Source organism: Microbulbifer sp. YPW16 (assembly GCF_021290385.1).
Classification (GTDB): Bacteria; Pseudomonadota; Gammaproteobacteria; order Pseudomonadales; family Cellvibrionaceae; genus Microbulbifer; species Microbulbifer zhoushanensis.
Genome location: NZ_CP089928.1, coordinates 513,722 through 529,434 on the forward strand (window position 1 = coordinate 513,722; position 15,713 = coordinate 529,434).

Sequence of the window (15,713 nt, forward strand, 5' to 3'; positions counted from 1 at the left end):
GCGATATTCAGATTCAATGGTTGCGGAAAATAACGCGGGTGGCGGGGGGATTTCCAGCACCAATCCCTGAAGAAAACAGAATTAGCCCCCAGTGTCGGGGCAGTACTTCAGCCCCCACGGGCCAGCAGGTCTTCCAGCCAGCTCCGCGTACGCTGCCAGCGCTCGTCCTGCTGCAGTGCCTCCCAGCCCATTGCCCCGGGCTGGCCGCGCATGCGCCGGAGCCTGGCGGCAGACTCCGGGGGTGGTGTAAAGCCCTGTAGTGCCTCCAGGCATTCCAGCGCCCCCTGCCGGTTATTGCACACCACTCCCATATCGCAACCAGCATCCATGGCCGCCCGGATCCTGGCCCCATAACCGCCGGCGGCACCCGCGCCTTCCATTGACAGGTCATCGCTGAAGATTACACCGTCGAATCCCAGCTCACCGCGCAGTATCTGCTGCAGCCACAGGCGGGAAAAGCCAACCGGATTGCGGTCGACGCGAACAAAACGGATATGTGCGGGCATGACCGCATCCAGCTCCCCGGCCCCCATGCACTCGATAAAGGGCAGCGCATCGGAGGCCATTACTTCCTCCAGCGTGCGCTCATCCTCAGGCAATTCTTCGTGGCTGTCCTCCAGCACATGGCCATGGCCGGGAAAGTGCTTTCCGGTAGTCGCCATGCCGGCCTCGTGCATCCCCTCCATGAAAGGACGCACCCGGGAGGCGACCTGTGCCGGGTCTGCGGCAAAACTGCGGTCACCGACAATGCGGCAGTGCTGGTCATCGGCGTCCAGCACCGGGGCAAAGCTGAAATCCACATCCTCGGCACGCAATTCCGCCGCTAGCAACCAGCCCGCATCACGCAACTGGTCCGCATCCGCATTGGCGGCCAACAACTGCATGGAGGGGATGCGGGTAAAGTCGTCACGGAAACGCTGCACGCGCCCGCCCTCCTGGTCAACTGCCAGCAGGATCTCCGGGCGCAGGTCACGGATCTCGGTGACAAGCGCCCGCAACTGTGCGCGACTGCTGTAGTTGCGGGCAAAGAAAATCAGCCCACCCACCAGCGGATGGCGAAGCACTTCCCGGTCCTCTGCCGTGAGCTCGGTGCCCTCGACATCAACCATTACCGGACCAATCAATTCACCCATCTTATTCCCTCATTGCTTAACACTGGCGGTACAGCCTGCATCCGCCGGCGCTAAAGTCTCGCTTATGACTTCTCCGTATCCGCCCGCAACATGGCCGCAGCTGCGGGCACGAGGCGGTCGAGCGTTTCCGGCAGGCTGCTTTGCGCGTCGAAATCCTCCCTGAGGATAGCGTCGATGGCATCAAAGCTCGAAAGGGTAAAGATCGTCGCCCCCAGCATAAAATAGAGCCGCCAGTAGAAAGTGACCGGGTCGATTCCCGGCAATGCCTGGCTCAGCAGGCCGGCGAAACGACGATAGCTCTCGCCATAGCGGGACACGATATAGCGACGCAGGTGGCCCTGGTGTTGGGTATAGGCCATGCCCAGCAGGCGCATGAACCGCTGGGGATCACGCCCCTCCGCCGCCAGGCTCGCCACACCGCCGCGGAAGAGGCTACCCAACAGCTCCTCCACTTCCAGCTTTTCGCCTGCAGCCACCCGCCGGTCCAGGTCTGCGGCCAGGGTCTCTGTAAAGGGCGTCAAAAAACGCTCAAACACCGCCTGGATCAGTTCTTTTTTTGACCCGAAATGATAATTTACCGCTGCGAGATTGACCCCGGCGGTACTGGTAATGGTGCGCAGTGAGGTCTCCGTGAAGCCACGTTCGGCAAACAGTACCTCTGCGGCATCCAGAATCCGACTGACCGTATCTGTCTGGGTCATACAAATTCAAACCAACAATTTAAACACTTGTTTTGATCTGGCTGAGATTAGCACACTTGTATCCGAAAAATCGCGGGTACTGAAGGCGGCAGGCAGACATTAGATTGGAAGTCAAACGCAAGGGGACAAGGATCATGGCACATAGCCACCCTGACATAGGCAACTGGTTCGAGATGCTGGAGAGTGGACAACTGTTCGAGGTGGTCGCCCTCGACGACCTGCACAGGACAATCGAAATCCAGTACCTCGACGGCACCCTCGATGAGCTGGACATGGAGCAATGGCAGGTATTGCCGCTGGCTCCGGCTCCTCCACCCGAAGACGCCAATATCGCCTATGGCATGACCGCACGGGAGCACAGCCCCAGCTCCAGCGATCCCGGCATACCCGAAGAGCAAAACCCGCTGGATTACCTGGAGGGAGAGAGCTTCAGCGGTACCGATGAATCCCTCTGAACCGACTGACTACTGCTCGCGCTCGCGGATGTAGTCGATAATAATTTCTGCCGCCTCATCGACGGTATCGACAACATGGAAGAGGTCCAGGTCGGATGCGTCGATACATTTGCTCTGCAGTACCGTATCCACCAGCCAGTCGCGCAGGCCCGCCCAGTAACGGCGCCCTACCAGAACAATCGGGAAATGAAGGACTTTCTGCGTCTGCACCAGGGTCAGGGCCTCGAAGAGCTCGTCCAGCGTGCCGTATCCGCCTGGCAAGCCGACAAACCCCACGGCGTGCTTTACGAACATGAACTTGCGCACAAAAAAGTAGCGAAAGTGGAGGCTGATATCCTGGTATGGGTTGGCCGTCTGCTCGAACGGCAATTCAATATTGAGGCCGATGGATGCCCCCGGCTGCGGGTGTGCCCCGCGATTGCAGGCTTCCATCAATCCCGGCCCGCCGCCGGTGATTACCGAGATTCCCTCCGCAGCCAACAGCTCCCCGAGCCGTACTCCCTGTTTATATTCCGGGCTTTCTTCGGTAAACCGCGCGCTGCCAAATACGGTCACCGCACCAGTCAGCGCAATCAGGCGCTCTATTCCATCCACCAGCTCGGACTGGATACGCAGGACGCGCCAGGCCTCGGGCATCTTGGCATCTAACATTCCACTTTCCCTGTTCTGTCGCGTTTCTCAACGCTTGTTATTTTGTCGGTTCTTCCCTGTCTCTCCCTCCAATGTAGCAGTATGTGACGACAGCGCTGTGAATTTGCGCCGGGGGTAAATCTGTATATAATCACAGCAACTGTATAAAAATACAGACACACGACCAGGTGAATCTATGACCAATCTCACGGCCCGCCAATCCCAGGTACTCGAGCTGATCAAGACCTACCTCGATGAAACCGGCTATCCCCCTACCCGCGCGGAAATTGCCCGGCAGCTGGGGTTCCGATCCCCCAATGCCGCCGAAGAACACCTCAAGGCGCTGGCCCGCAAGGGTGCCATCGAAATGGTGGCGGGAGCCTCCCGCGGAATCCGTATACCCGATTATCACCCGGGGTTGCCGATCGTCGGTCGTGTAGCAGCGGGTAACCCGATACTCGCCGAGGAAAATATCGAGGATTACTGTGACCTGCCCACAGACTTCTTCCACCCGCCGGCAGATTACCTGCTGCGCGTCCACGGAATGAGTATGCGGGATGCGGGAATTCTCGACGGCGACCTGCTGGCCGTGCAGCGCACTGACCAGGTACGCAATGGGCAGATCGTTGTCGCCCGGATTGAGGACGAGGTAACCGTCAAGCGCTTCCGCCGCAAGGGCAACCAGGCAACCGTGCAACTGCTGCCGGAGAACGAGGAATTCGATGTAATTCAGGTAGATATGCGCGACAAGCACTTTGTCATTGAGGGCCTGGCCGTGGGCGTGATCCGGCAGAGTCCCTGACCCGGGCACACTCTGTAACGACGAAACCCCTGCCCTCCCAGTTGGGCAGGGCCTAACCCCCTATCTTCTCAGCAACACCACGCCTTCGCACTATTCCGCGGGTTTCGTATAGTCCCGCGGGTACCTGCCGCCGTCCGTAACTGTCACCAGCATCAGCCACGCACACGCGTCTGCGCCCCTGGCGTGCGCCCGGGCAGGACGGCGCGGCGGCCTGGCACAGTTCAACAGCCGGTTCGGGATGGGTATCAGGTGGGCCCGGTGAGGGGCTGGAGGGTATTGGATGGGCGACCAGCAGCAGCATCGGCTCGCTGGCCGGCCCCGGCGAGGGGATCAGTGGATTGTGTGGTTAACAGGCTCCAATTCCTCTTCCTCGAGGTATTCGGCCGCAATCTCATCAATATTCTGCACGGCGTCGATGCCGGCTTCCAACATGGCACGGGCCACTGCAATCTTGTGCTCGCGCAAGAATTCAGAGCTGGCGTCCGAAAAATGAATACGCACCAGCGGATCCTCCTTCTCCCCGGCACGGCGCAGGGCGACATCGCCGTTGGCGAGTTCGATAATTTCAAAAGTTTCGGAGGACATTCGCTTCTCCTGCAACATCAAGTTTTGCGCAGTGTAACACAGGGAAGGAGGTAGAATCAGTGTACGGGAGGCTCCGGACTGGCCCGCGGGCCTGGGGCGGCCAGGGCTGCTGCAGCCGGAGCGCAGCAGGCAGTTGCTGGATCGCGGCCCCCGGGTTGGCCGCTAATACTCTTCCATATGCGCTCGCTGGCGCCGGATTAGCTCCACCATCGACTCCCGCCAGTTCCGCAGGGCATCCAGGTCAGGGGCGGCAGATTGCCGTGAAAGGTCGCGAAGGGGAATTACCTGCGCCGGGGAGCCCGCTCCATTGCCTTGCGAGGCGCGGCTACCGGAGAATTGCCATAACCCCAGCCAGGCCGCTTCTATACCCGCCAGCCAGCTCTCCGGGTCCCCTGCCAGGGCCTCCAGTTCGGCCGCCTCGGAAGACGACATACCGCGGGAGGCAGCATCACGGGCGAGCTGCCCCGGCGACTCCGGCTGGCTGCCCAGTTGCAGCTGGTGCGCCAGCTCACACAGGAACGCCCGGTATGCCAGCCACAGTTGCAACACCACGGCATCCTGCACGGCAGCCTGGTGCAGCCCCCCTGCGGGAGCGGACTCAAGCAGTAGCTGGCTTTTGCGCAATGCCGCGGCCACGCTGCCGGTGTAGGGGTTGGCCATAGACCCTACTTGTCCTTGGCGGCGGCTTTCTTGCGTGCCGGCTTGCGTTTGGTCGCCGCTTTCTTGGTCGCCGCCTTCTTGGTCGCTTCCACCTGCCACTTGCCATCGCGATAGAACGCGCGCCAGCCGGTGGCCTTGCCGTCTTCCTCGGACTGTACGTACTGCTCCTGGGTCTTGCGACTGAAGCGAATTACCGTATCGCGGCCCTGGTCGTCCTCGGTGGGCGCCGAGAACAGGTAACTGTACTTGGGATCGATCTCATCCTTGTGCGGCAACACCTCTTTGACCAGCGGTGCCCGCGTCTCGCGGTTCTTGGGGAACTGGCTGGCGGCAAGGAAAAGCCCCGAGGCACCGTCGCGCAGGATATAGTGGTCTTCCACCTTCTGGCAGGGCAGTTCAGGCATGGGCACCGGATCCATTTTGGGCGGTGCAGGCTGTCCATTCTTGAGCAGCTTGCGGGTGTTCTTGCACTCGTCATTGGTGCAGCCAAAGTACTTGCCGAAACGGCCCGACTTGAGCTGCATGTCGCTGCCACACTTGTCACATTCAATCACCGGGCCATCGTAACCCTTGATCTTGAAGGTGCCCTTCTCTACCTCGTAGCCATTACAGTCCGGGTTGTTGCCGCAGATATGGAGTTTGCGCTGCTCGTCCAGCAGGTAACTGTCCATGGCCGTGCCGCACTTGGGACAGCGCCGCTTCTCTCGCAACTGGCGGGATTCCGCGTCCTCGTCCTTGTCGGCATCCACTGCCTCGTCCCCGGACACCAGGTTCATGGTGTTGGTGCATCGTTCCTTGGGTGGCAGCGCATAGCCGGAACAGCCCAGGAAAACCCCGGTGGACCCGGTGCGGATCTGCATATGGCGCCCGCACTTACTGCACTCGATATCGGTGTCTGTGGGCGTGTTGCGGCGCATGCCGCCCTCTGCCGCCTGGGCTTTCTCCAGGCGCGAGGAGAAGTCGGAATAAAATTCGTTGAGCAGGTCCTTCCAGCCCTTGTCACCTTCGGCGACAGAGTCCAGTGACTCCTCCAGGCTGGCGGTGAACCCGTAATCCATCAGGTTCTTGAAGCTCTCGCTCAGGCGGTCGGTGACGATGTCCCCCATCTTTTCGGCATAGAAACGGCGGTTCTCGAGCCGCACATAGCCGCGATCCTGGATGGTGGAAATAATCGATGCATAGGTCGAGGGCCGGCCGATACCGCGTTTTTCCAGCTCTTTTACCAGCGCCGCCTCGCTGAAGCGCGCCGGCGGCTTGGTGAAATGCTGTTTCGGGTCGAGTTTCTTCAGGGCCAGTTTTTCACCGACCTTGACGTCCGGCAGCACCGCATCCTCTTCTTTCTTACTGGTCTGCGGGGCCACCTTGAGGAAACCGTCAAAACGGATAACACGGCCACGGGCACGCAGCTCGAAGTCCCCGGCGGAGACAACAACCGAGGTCGAGGTAAACTGTGCCGGGGTCATCTGGCAGGCGACGAACTGCTGCCAGATCAGGTTGTACAGGCGCTCGGCATCGCGCTCGACACCAGTCAGCATATTGGGCTGCATCCGCACATCGGATGGGCGAATGGCCTCGTGCGCCTCCTGGGCCCCCTCTTTGCTGGCGTAATTATTGGGGCTGTCCGGCAGGTACTTGTCACCGAACTTTTCACCAATAAATTCCCGTGCGGACTCCACTGCCTCCTTGCTGAGGTTGGTGGAGTCGGTACGCATATAGGTGATGTGACCCGCTTCATACAGGCGCTGGGCAAGCATCATGGTTTTCTTGACGCTGAAACCAAGGCGGTTACTGGCCGCCTGCTGCAGTGTCGAGGTAATAAATGGTGCTGAGGGCTTCGAGCTGGTGGGCTTATCGTCCCGGGCACTGACGGTAAAGTCGCTGCCCTGCAGCGCTTTCGTCGCCGCCATGGCCTGCTCTTCGTTAGTGGGCCGGAAGGCCTCACCCGCCTGCTTTTTCACTTCCAGGCGCAGGGCGTTGGCTTTCGCGGTCTCGGTGTCGGCGAACAGGGTCCAGTATTCCTCGGGTATGAAGGCGCGGATCTCGCGCTCGCGTTCCACCACAAGGCGCACCGCTACCGACTGCACGCGCCCGGCGGACAGGCCGCGGGCTACCTTCTCCCACAGCAGTGGCGAAACCATATAGCCAACGATCCGGTCCAGGAACCGCCGCGCCTGCTGGGCATTGACCCGATTGATATTCAGCCGGCCGGGATCCTTGAACGCTTCCTGGATCGCAGATTTGGTGATCTCGTTGAACACCACGCGCCGGTAGCGATCCTCATTCCCACCAATGGACTCGCGCAGGTGCCAGGCAATGGCCTCCCCCTCGCGGTCGAGATCCGTCGCGAGATAGATATGATCGGCGTTCTCCGCCAGCTTGCGCAGCTCGCTGACCACCTTTTCCTTACCGGGCAGGATTTCGTACTGGGCCTCCCAGTTGTGGTCGGGGTCAATCCCCATGCGCCGGATCAGCTGTTCGCGGTTTTTCTTGCGCTTGTACTTTTCCTTTGCCTCCGGGGACAGCTTGCGGGTTTCCGCCGCGCGACGGGCGCGCTCTTTCGGATCCACAGGTTGCTTGTTACCCCCGGCGGTGGGCAAATCACGAATATGACCGACGCTGGACTTCACCACGAAGTCCTTTCCGAGATACTTGTTGATCGTTTTTGCTTTGGCCGGTGATTCGACGATGACCAGTGATTTACCCATAAGTACTTGTTTTTTAATGAAAATTTCTTAGTGCTAAGACTCTGGCACCGCCACTTTGGACAGGCCGCTGTGCGCGAATATATAAGCCCCGCCCCCAGTGGGGTCAAGCGAGAGCGCCAAAATAGTTGCCCCGCCGACCCTCACAGGGATGACCCCGGGGGCCTCTGCCGGGCCCCTTCCCGGCGGCCTCGCAGTGCAGCCCGGGAGCCGCTATCGCCCCCCGTCAGCGGGGGCGGGACGGCGGATCGCCTCCTCGATTCCAGGCCGGAACTTTTCCAGGGCCCCAAGGAGGCTATCCATACCGGAGTCACCGCTCTGCTCCCGCCACTGGATGCCCAGGCCGGCCTGGGTGGCGTGCAGGGCGAGCGCATCCGGCGGCATCGAATCCAGCAACTCATGCAGCAAGGGCCAGGCCTGCCGGGGCGCCGACTTGTCCCCGCGCCAGTCCCAGCGACCGCTGAAATGCATGCCGTGTTCCATTCGCTGCAACTCGAGCACCCAGCCGGTTTCCAGGCGTCGTGGATCTTCCCAGCGGGAGATGTAAACCGCCGCGGTGCCCTGCCCCTGGGATTCCGGTAACCGGGACATCTGCACCACCATACCCGCGCCGGCTGCACGCTGCCGGAGGCCCGCGAGCCGCCGGTCCCGGCTACTGGGCTTGAGCCACATCACGGGACCAATCACGAGTGCGATCGCGAGAATGATGATTAGCACTGGAAGCCAGCCAGACATGCGAACTCCATTTCGGTGATTGAGGCGCCTATTGTGTTGCGCCCGATGCCAGTTGTGTCAACCGGTTTGTTTTACATTAGACTCTTTCGAGGGTAAAACTGATCGAGCATTCGGGACAGTTATCACCAGCCAATAAAAAAGGAGCAGCATGCCGATGGCCAGTTATAAGAAGATTCTCGTGGGCCTGGACCTTTCCGAGGATTCCTCCCAGGTACTGAAAAAAGCAGAGGAAATTGGCAAGGCATTCGGGGCAGAGCTGAGCCTGTCTCACGTGATTGAACCCCTGACGTTCGCGTACGGCGGCGATATCCCCATGGACCTGTCGGAAGTGCAGGAACAACTGCAGGACCAGGCCCGGGACCAGCTCAAGAAGGCCTCGGTATCCATGGGCATTCCCGAGGAACGCCAGCATGTGGTGCTGGGCCAGCCGGCTTCAGAGATTCATCGCCTGGCAGAGGAGATTGGCGCCGACCTGGTGATCATCGGCAGCCACGGGCGTCACGGCCTGGCGCTGCTACTGGGCTCCACCGCCAATGGCGTTTTACACGGAGCAGGCTGTGACGTGCTGGCGGTGCGCGTGCACTCCGACGAGTAAGACGAATAGAAGGAGGGAATGCCGCTCGTGGACGGCAGCACTAGCCTGACACTTCCGCAGCGGTGACGGCAACGCCGGCACTCGGGCTGAACGGGCTCCTCAGGCGCCCTCATCCAGCTCGGCCCAGCGCTCAAATGCCGCCTCCAGCTCTGCCTGGCGATCTGCCAGCAGGCGCAACCGCTCCTCTACAAGAGACTGCTCCTGCTGGTAAAAGCCCGGGCCGGAAACCTCTTCTTCCAGCTCGCCGATTTGCTCTTCCAGCGATTCTATTTTGCCCGGCAGGCTGTCCAGCTCACGCTGCAGCTTGTAACTGAGCTTTTTGCTCTTCGCAGCGGGTTTCGCCGCTGGACCCTGGTCATCCCGCGGCTTTGGCTTTTCCCCAGCCTTTGCAGCGCCCTCTCCTTCCGGCGAGGTGAACCGGCCACCCTGGCGCAGGAAATCCTCGTACCCGCCCACGTACTCGCGCACGACACCATTACCCTCGAAGGCCAGGCAGGAGTCCACCACATTATCCAGGAAGGCCCGGTCGTGACTCACCAGCAGCACGGTGCCGGAAAAGTCCAGCAGCAGCTGCTCCAGCAATTCCAGCGTTTCCACATCGAGATCGTTGGTTGGCTCGTCCAGTACCAGGATATTGGCCGGCTGGCTGAACAGTTTTGCCAGCAGCGCACGGTTGCGCTCCCCACCACTCAGGGCCGACACCGCTGTGCGCGCCTTTTGCCCGGAGAAAAGGAAATCCGCCAGGTAAGACATGGCGTGGCGAGTCTTGCCGCCGACGGTAATTGACTCGCGCCCACCGGCCACGTTGTCCAGCACGGTCATTTCCGGGTCCAGCTGGTCCCGTCGCTGGTCGAAATAGGCTACCTGTTGTTTCGTCCCCAGGCGCACGTTGCCGCTACCTGGTTGCAGCTCGCCCAGCAGCAGCCGGATCAGGGTGCTCTTGCCGGCGCCGTTGGGCCCGATCAGTCCCACCTTGTCACCGCGCATCAGGGTGAAATTCAGGTCCCGCACCAGCGGCGGCTCCCCCGGGTAGGCAAAGCTGACATCCGTCAACTCGGCCACCAGCTTGCCCGACAGCTCGCCGGAATCAACGGACAGCCTGGCCGTGCCCTGGCGCGAACGGCGCGCCTCCCGTTGGCGACGCAGGTCCTGCAGGGCGCGCACCCGGCCCTCGTTGCGGGTCCGGCGGGCCTTGATGCCCTGGCGGATCCAGGTCTCCTCCTGGGCCAGCTTCTTGTCGAACAGGGCCTCGTGGCGGGCCTCCTCGGCCAGCAGCTTTTCCTTTTCCGCCTGGTAGCGGTTGAAGTCGCAATTGAAGACCCGCAGGACGCCCCGGTCCAGGTCCCAGACCGTGCGGGCCAGTCGCTGGGCAAGCGCACGGTCGTGGCTCACGAACAGCAGCGCCCCGCGAAAGGTGTCCAGGAAGTTTTCCAGCCATTCGACGGCGGCAATATCCAGGTGGTTGGTGGGCTCGTCCAGGATCAGCAGGTCGGGCTCGATCACCAGTGCGCGGGCCAGGGCCGCACGGCGCTGCCAGCCTCCGGATAGATCGCCGACAATTGACGCCGGGTCCAGGCCCAGGCGGTCGAGCACACTATCGATACGCGGCATCAGGTCCCAGCCATGGGAATCCTCGATACGTGACTGCAGGTCAGGTCGGGGATCGTCGCGGTAATCCGCCAGCCACAGGCCAACCTGGCCCAGCCCCCCGGCGACGAAGCGGTAGACACTCTCGCGGCACCCCGAGGGCAACTCCTGCTCCAGGGCCGCAACCACAGTACCGGTGGTGCGCACCAGCTCGCCGCCGTCGGGGTCCACCTGGCCGCCAATCAGGCGCAGCAGGCTCGATTTGCCCTCGCCATTCCGCCCCACCAGGCAGATCCGGTCACCGCGATCGACCATGGCGCTGACATTGTCCGCGAGGACCTGGGTTCCATACCGCAGGCTCACGGCATCCAACTGAAGCAACATACTTTTACAACTACACTATTTGAGGGTGTACCCGTTCTCATTCTCGCCCGGGACTGTTGCCGGCCGGCGATTCGGGCTTGTGCGAAAAGGATATTTTACGCATTATTTGACGCGCTGTTTTACTTTTACCGGCGCGAGTTATCAATCGGGTGAGTACTATGTCGATTGACGCAAAGGGAATCGCGTTAACGCTGTTCCTGGTGCTGGCTGCCTTCCCGGCACTCGGCGAAACCAACGCGGAAAAAGCAGTTGCCCAGCGGGAGAAACTGCAGGAAGCCCGCGAGGCTATTGGCCGCGGCGATACTGCCGAGCTCAAGCGCCTGAAACAGGAGCTGCAAGACTACCCGCTCCTGCCCTATCTCGACTACTGGGCCATCAGCCGGAAAATCCACCGCCTCCCCTACGACGAGATCGACCAGTTCATCAGCCAGCACCGGGACACCGCCATCGGTGACTGGATGCGCGTGCGAATCCTGCGCGAACTGGGGAGTCGCAAGCGCTTCCGCGCCTACCTGAAGTACTACGAACCGGACAAGATCACCCGGACCTCACTCAAGTGTTACTACGCCGACGCGCTGTCCCGTCACGGCGACAAGGATACCGCATACGCGCTGGTTGAGGAGCTGTGGATGGTGGGCCGGTCGCAGGCCGAGGAATGTGACCCGGTATTCAACCGCTGGATGAAAGACGGCGGCCTGACCCCCGAACTGGCCTGGGGTCGCCACCTGCTGGCAGTGGAGAACCGCAACCTGGACCTGGCGGAGTATATCGCCCGCAAAATGGAGCCCGGACAGGCCCGCCTTGCCGAGCTGCTGCGCTCCGTGCACCGGGATCCCGGCCAGCTCTCCAATTACACGCGCTTTATCAATGAGCGCCCCGAGTACCGGCAGATTGTCCTGCACGGGCTCGAGCGCCTCGCCCGGAAAGATGCCCGCCAGGCAGAGCAGGCCTGGCAGCGGTTCGAGACCAGCTACCTGTTTGCCGATGCAGAGCGGGAACAGCTGCTGCGCAACCTGGCCCTGCAGTTTGCCCGCCAGGACGATATCGACGGCCTCCGGGCCTTCTTCAAGCGGACCGAGAAGTTTACCGACCCACGCACCATCGGCTGGCTGGCAAGACAGTCGATGCGCGAGCTGGACTGGGCCCAGGTGGAATTCTGGATCGATCGCCTGCCCGCAGAGGAACAGCTACAGGATGTCTGGCTCTACTGGAAGGCGCGCTCCCTGGAAGAGCAGTACGGCAAGGGCCGCGCGGACGAGGCTGTACAGCTCTATCGCCAGGCGGCGGAAGAGCGCAGCTATTACGGATTTCTATCGGCCGACATTCTTGGGCTGAACTACAGCTTCGTCGATCGTCCCGCCAAGGTCACACCGGAGCTGGTAGAGGAGATGGCTGCCCGCCCCGGCATGCTGCGTGCCCGTGAACTGCAGGCCATTGGCGAGCTCTACCATGCCCGGCGCGAGTGGAATTATGCCACCGAAGGGCTGGGTCACACGGAGCTGCTGACCGCCGGCAAGGTCGCCAGTGCCTGGGGCTGGTACCACAAGTCGATCCGCTCGGTGCTCGCCGCAGACTACCTGGACGACCTGGAGCTGCGCTTCCCCCTCGCCTTTGCCGATATTGTGACCGATGTCAGCAACCGGATGAGCGAGAAAACCGCGCTGGACCCCTACCTGATCTACGCCGTAGCGCGGCAGGAAAGCCATTTCGCGCACGACGCCAGGTCCCACGCCGGTGCCCTGGGCCTGATGCAGCTACTCCCATCCACTGCCCGCGCCACGGCCCGCAAGGCCGGGGTGAGCTATCGCCGCAGCTGGGACCTGCTGACCCCGAAAACCAATATCGCACTGGGCAGCTTTTACCTGCGGACCCTGCTGAACCGTTTCGACAACAACCGGATCCTCGCTGCCGCGGCCTATAACGCAGGGCCCACCCGGGTGGCCGGCTGGCTGCGGGAAACCGGCCGACAGCTGCCCTACGACGTTTGGATTGAGACGATTCCATACCACGAGACCCGCAAGTACGTACAGAATGTACTCGCGTACTCGGTGATCTATGCCTATCGCAGCGGCACGACAAAACCTTTATTGAGGGATAACGAGGCCGCCAGCAAGCTCTGAGCCTGGAGGGTCCGGGGGAATCCCGGACCCTGGCGTGAAAGAAGCAAGCCTGCACAGGAAAGAAAAGGAAATGAAACCGGGAGCCCGGGCTGACTCTCCAGCCCTGGCCTCCAGCTATGGGTGCCGGATACGCACCCGCAGCCAGTCCACCAGCCCATCGCGATCGAACGGCCACCCCAGCACATCCTCCGGATCGCCGAGGCCCACAACCGGTATCCGGGTACCGAAGCGCTGCTCCAGGTCGTCATCAGCGGCGATATCCACTTCCCTGAGCCGTAACCCAAAGCTATCCAGCACCGGCCAGATTTCTGCCTTGGCCTTCTCGCACAGGCTGCAGCCGAGGGTGGTATAAAGCAGAAGCTCTGCCGGTTTATCTCCCGCCATGATTCAGAGCAGGCCCTGCTGGCGGGCCCAGAGAACACCTGCCACACCCAGCCCCAGCAACAGCACCACACTGAACCACAGCCAGGGGCTGCCACCGGCCTCGGCGGTGGCTGCGTCACCAGCGTAGCGCTGGCGCTCGCGGGTCATTTCCGCTTCAGGTACTGGCTCGCCATGGACCGCCGACGCCTGTGCCTGCCCGCCGGTATGCTGTGTCGCAGGCTCATGCTGCGGCGGAATTGTCACGGCGGGGCGCACAGTGGTCTTGTCGAGTTCATCCGCGGGGCCCACCACGCTGAAGCTCAGGGTGTCGAAACGCAGTTCATCACCGCGGCGAACCCGCGTCTCGGATACCCGGCGGTTGTTCAGGTAAGTGCCATTGGCGGAACCGAGATCCACCACGAACAGCAGCCCGTCGCGAACCTCCAGGCGTGCATGCCTGCGGGAGAGGTGTGACAGGGAAAAAGTGATATCGCACTCATCCGAGCGCCCCACCACACTGGTCTCCTTGACCGGGAAGACCCGCCCGGCGATGGCCGGATGATTGGCTCGCAGCGCCCACGAAACGGCACTGCTGGCAGAAGAGCCGGACCGGAAACGGGTCACTTTGGGGTCGACAACCCCGAGCTGGCGATCACCGACTGTGACACGATCGTTCAAATTCAGCTGGCACGGACCGGTAACGGGCTTGCCATTCACAGCCAGCCCGCCATAACCGGCAAGGTCGCGAAGGGTCAGTGTGTCACCGTCGACGACAACCTCGGCGTGCAGTTTTGCCACCGAGTCGCTGGCGAGGGTCAGGTCACAGGTCGAGGCACGACCGATAGTTACCCTTGGCGCCACCAGCCAGACGCCCTGTCCGGCATCCTTGAGATCGCAGAGTTTAAACATTGATTATGTTCCTGATGATGCGGGGTCAGGCACGCCATCACCGGGGAAGGGTTCATAGCCTTGCCCCGGCCGGCGTTTCGACTCACTACTTTATTGTCCCTGAGGCTCCGGGAAGAGTTGTGAGACCACCCATCTTGTTGTTAACGGAAAAAGTCTATCACGAAGTTTTTGCATGGCATGTGATTGGGTTTGCAGCGTACAATCTCTGACTGCAATATGCTCCCTGTCACAGAATTCCTGCCTTTCGCAGTAAGCCCCAGGCGTTCTCTGGCAGTCCTTCCCGCTGCTGTGCCCACGGAAATGCGAAGTACGGGAAGGCATAAACTCAGCCCGGTTAAGGAATCGGCGCCCCTGGTTATCTGTTGCACAGTCACGCAACTTTGACGGGAAAGCCCCTCTGGTGGCTGGCGCCAAAAACCACAATAAGACACAGGTAGTTGCACGCAGTGAGTGAAGCCAAAGTACGCGATGTATCGAGGCACACGGTTCCCCAGCGACCGGCAGAGCCAGAACCGCCGGCGCGCAGCGCTGGCGCGACACACCCCGGCTTCAAGCGCGAGCAGAACGAGGACGCACTCTGGTCCGATGAGCAGCGCGGCGTGTGGGTTGTGGCAGACGGGCTGGGTGGCCACCAGGCCGGTGAAATCGCCAGCAAGACGGTTGTGGAGGAAATCCAGCGCTCCTCCGCCACCGACCGCCACTATGAACACGCGCTGCAGCGTGCCCATGCCCTGCTCCTGGGTGATGAACAGAGCACTGGCAACATGGGCTCTACCGCGGTGGTGGTAGCCGAGGAAGGCGCATATTTCCATATCTACTGGGTTGGCGACAGTCGCGCCTATCTCTGGTCTCCCGGCGAGGGGAACGGCCAGCTGAAACAGCTCACCAACGACCATTCCTACGTGCAGATGCTGGTCGACTCCGGGGCCATCAATCCCCAGGAGGCCGCCAGTCACCCGAACCGGCATGTCATCACCCGCTGCATCGGCGGCAGCACCAACCCCAGCCTCGATGTGGACCGCATGTCATCCCCCTGGAGGCCAGGCGACCGCCTGCTGCTGTGCAGCGATGGCCTCAGTGCAGAGGTCGAACCGCAGGTGATCGCGGAAATCCTGGCAAACAATGCCGATTGTCGCCGCGCCGCAGACCTCCTGGTTGCCGCCGCGCTGGACGCCGGAGGTAAGGACAATATCACCGTGCAAATCATTGACGCACCGGACCCGGCCGCCACACCGGGTAAAAACACCGCTGCCGCCAACGGCAACACCGTCCGGATTATCCTGGCAGTGTTGGCGGCCACCGCGATAACCATGGTTTTTACCGGCTGGCTTCTCGGCCTGCTACCGCGTTAG

The 15,713-nt window shown here is 61.6% G+C and carries 15 protein-coding genes; 5 read left to right on the plus strand and 10 right to left on the minus strand.

The window, feature by feature from the left end:
• Window positions 1-107: 107 nt before the first annotated feature.
• Together nagZ and LVE68_RS02250 are read right to left on the minus strand one after the other, a co-directional pair.
• Window positions 108-1,133, minus strand: a complete 1,026-nt coding sequence (gene nagZ / locus LVE68_RS02245) for a beta-N-acetylhexosaminidase (RefSeq protein WP_232942773.1) — start codon at window positions 1,131-1,133, stop codon at window positions 108-110.
• Between the two features lie 62 nt (window positions 1,134-1,195).
• On the minus strand, window positions 1,196-1,834 hold the full coding sequence (locus tag LVE68_RS02250; RefSeq protein ID WP_232942774.1) for a TetR/AcrR family transcriptional regulator: 639 nt from the start codon (window positions 1,832-1,834) through the stop codon (window positions 1,196-1,198).
• Between the two features lie 134 nt (window positions 1,835-1,968).
• Here LVE68_RS02250 and LVE68_RS02255 point away from each other — a divergent pair, with 134 nt between their 5' ends.
• Window positions 1,969-2,289, plus strand: a complete 321-nt coding sequence (locus LVE68_RS02255) for a DUF6763 family protein (protein ID WP_232942775.1) — start codon at window positions 1,969-1,971, stop codon at window positions 2,287-2,289.
• 9 nt (window positions 2,290-2,298) lie between these two features.
• Here LVE68_RS02255 and LVE68_RS02260 read toward each other — a convergent pair whose 3' ends face one another.
• Complete coding sequence (locus tag LVE68_RS02260; protein ID WP_232942776.1) at window positions 2,299-2,940, minus strand: TIGR00730 family Rossman fold protein; 642 nt, start codon at window positions 2,938-2,940, stop codon at window positions 2,299-2,301.
• A 175-nt stretch (window positions 2,941-3,115) separates the two neighbouring features.
• Between LVE68_RS02260 and lexA the strand changes: the two genes are divergently transcribed.
• A complete protein-coding gene (lexA, locus tag LVE68_RS02265) occupies window positions 3,116-3,721 on the plus strand; it encodes a transcriptional repressor LexA (protein ID WP_232942777.1) in 606 nt (201 codons plus the stop codon).
• A 330-nt stretch (window positions 3,722-4,051) separates the two neighbouring features.
• Here lexA and LVE68_RS02270 read toward each other — a convergent pair whose 3' ends face one another.
• The 4 genes from LVE68_RS02270 to LVE68_RS02285 form a co-directional block, all read right to left on the minus strand.
• Window positions 4,052-4,306, minus strand: coding sequence for a hypothetical protein (locus LVE68_RS02270; RefSeq protein ID WP_232942778.1), 255 nt, complete (start codon window positions 4,304-4,306; stop codon window positions 4,052-4,054).
• A gap of 162 nt (window positions 4,307-4,468) precedes the next feature.
• Window positions 4,469-4,966: a DUF6586 family protein gene (locus LVE68_RS02275; RefSeq protein ID WP_232942779.1), complete on the minus strand. Its 498-nt coding sequence runs from the start codon at window positions 4,964-4,966 to the stop codon at window positions 4,469-4,471.
• 5 nt (window positions 4,967-4,971) lie between these two features.
• The gene (gene topA, locus LVE68_RS02280; RefSeq protein ID WP_232942780.1) at window positions 4,972-7,671 is read right to left on the minus strand and encodes a type I DNA topoisomerase; all 2,700 of its coding nucleotides are present in this window, start codon (window positions 7,669-7,671) and stop codon (window positions 4,972-4,974) included.
• 210 nt (window positions 7,672-7,881) lie between these two features.
• The gene (locus LVE68_RS02285; protein WP_232942781.1) at window positions 7,882-8,403 is read right to left on the minus strand and encodes a hypothetical protein; all 522 of its coding nucleotides are present in this window, start codon (window positions 8,401-8,403) and stop codon (window positions 7,882-7,884) included.
• A 154-nt stretch (window positions 8,404-8,557) separates the two neighbouring features.
• On the opposite strand from LVE68_RS02285, the gene LVE68_RS02290 reads away from it, so the two are divergent.
• On the plus strand, window positions 8,558-8,998 hold the full coding sequence (locus tag LVE68_RS02290; RefSeq protein ID WP_232942782.1) for a universal stress protein: 441 nt from the start codon (window positions 8,558-8,560) through the stop codon (window positions 8,996-8,998).
• Between the two features lie 99 nt (window positions 8,999-9,097).
• Here the strand turns inward: LVE68_RS02290 and LVE68_RS02295 are convergent, their stop codons facing one another.
• The gene (locus LVE68_RS02295) at window positions 9,098-10,969 is read right to left on the minus strand and encodes an ATP-binding cassette domain-containing protein (RefSeq protein ID WP_232942783.1); all 1,872 of its coding nucleotides are present in this window, start codon (window positions 10,967-10,969) and stop codon (window positions 9,098-9,100) included.
• A 158-nt stretch (window positions 10,970-11,127) separates the two neighbouring features.
• Between LVE68_RS02295 and LVE68_RS02300 the strand changes: the two genes are divergently transcribed.
• Entirely contained in the window at window positions 11,128-13,089 is a 1,962-nt protein-coding gene (locus LVE68_RS02300) for a transglycosylase SLT domain-containing protein (RefSeq protein WP_232942784.1), read from the plus strand.
• Window positions 13,090-13,203: 114 nt separating this feature from the next.
• Here LVE68_RS02300 and LVE68_RS02305 read toward each other — a convergent pair whose 3' ends face one another.
• Together LVE68_RS02305 and LVE68_RS02310 are read right to left on the minus strand one after the other, a co-directional pair.
• A complete protein-coding gene (locus LVE68_RS02305; protein ID WP_232942785.1) occupies window positions 13,204-13,473 on the minus strand; it encodes a glutaredoxin family protein in 270 nt (89 codons plus the stop codon).
• 3 nt (window positions 13,474-13,476) lie between these two features.
• Window positions 13,477-14,361 (minus strand): FHA domain-containing protein, encoded by an 885-nt coding sequence (locus LVE68_RS02310; protein WP_232942786.1) that lies wholly within the window; start codon window positions 14,359-14,361, stop codon window positions 13,477-13,479.
• A gap of 446 nt (window positions 14,362-14,807) precedes the next feature.
• On the opposite strand from LVE68_RS02310, the gene LVE68_RS02315 reads away from it, so the two are divergent.
• On the plus strand, window positions 14,808-15,713 hold the full coding sequence (locus LVE68_RS02315) for a PP2C family protein-serine/threonine phosphatase (protein WP_232942787.1): 906 nt from the start codon (window positions 14,808-14,810) through the stop codon (window positions 15,711-15,713).

Bases quoted from the DNA above. Each gene is read 5' to 3' on its own strand.
- LVE68_RS02300 (WP_232942784.1), top strand. From the start codon at position 11,128: ATGTCGATTGACGCAAAGGGAATCGCGTTAACGCTGTTCCTGGTGCTG.
- LVE68_RS02260 (WP_232942776.1), bottom strand. From the start codon at position 2,940: ATGTTAGATGCCAAGATGCCCGAGGCCTGGCGCGTCCTGCGTATCCAG.
- LVE68_RS02270 (WP_232942778.1), bottom strand. From the start codon at position 4,306: ATGTCCTCCGAAACTTTTGAAATTATCGAACTCGCCAACGGCGATGTC.
- LVE68_RS02255 (WP_232942775.1), top strand. From the start codon at position 1,969: ATGGCACATAGCCACCCTGACATAGGCAACTGGTTCGAGATGCTGGAG.
- topA (WP_232942780.1), bottom strand. From the start codon at position 7,671: ATGGGTAAATCACTGGTCATCGTCGAATCACCGGCCAAAGCAAAAACG.
- LVE68_RS02295 (WP_232942783.1), bottom strand. From the start codon at position 10,969: ATGTTGCTTCAGTTGGATGCCGTGAGCCTGCGGTATGGAACCCAGGTC.
- LVE68_RS02305 (WP_232942785.1), bottom strand. From the start codon at position 13,473: ATGGCGGGAGATAAACCGGCAGAGCTTCTGCTTTATACCACCCTCGGC.
- nagZ (WP_232942773.1), bottom strand. From the start codon at position 1,133: ATGGGTGAATTGATTGGTCCGGTAATGGTTGATGTCGAGGGCACCGAG.
- LVE68_RS02275 (WP_232942779.1), bottom strand. From the start codon at position 4,966: ATGGCCAACCCCTACACCGGCAGCGTGGCCGCGGCATTGCGCAAAAGC.
- LVE68_RS02285 (WP_232942781.1), bottom strand. From the start codon at position 8,403: ATGTCTGGCTGGCTTCCAGTGCTAATCATCATTCTCGCGATCGCACTC.
- LVE68_RS02250 (WP_232942774.1), bottom strand. From the start codon at position 1,834: ATGACCCAGACAGATACGGTCAGTCGGATTCTGGATGCCGCAGAGGTA.
- lexA (WP_232942777.1), top strand. From the start codon at position 3,116: ATGACCAATCTCACGGCCCGCCAATCCCAGGTACTCGAGCTGATCAAG.
- LVE68_RS02310 (WP_232942786.1), bottom strand. From the start codon at position 14,361: ATGTTTAAACTCTGCGATCTCAAGGATGCCGGACAGGGCGTCTGGCTG.
- LVE68_RS02290 (WP_232942782.1), top strand. From the start codon at position 8,558: ATGGCCAGTTATAAGAAGATTCTCGTGGGCCTGGACCTTTCCGAGGAT.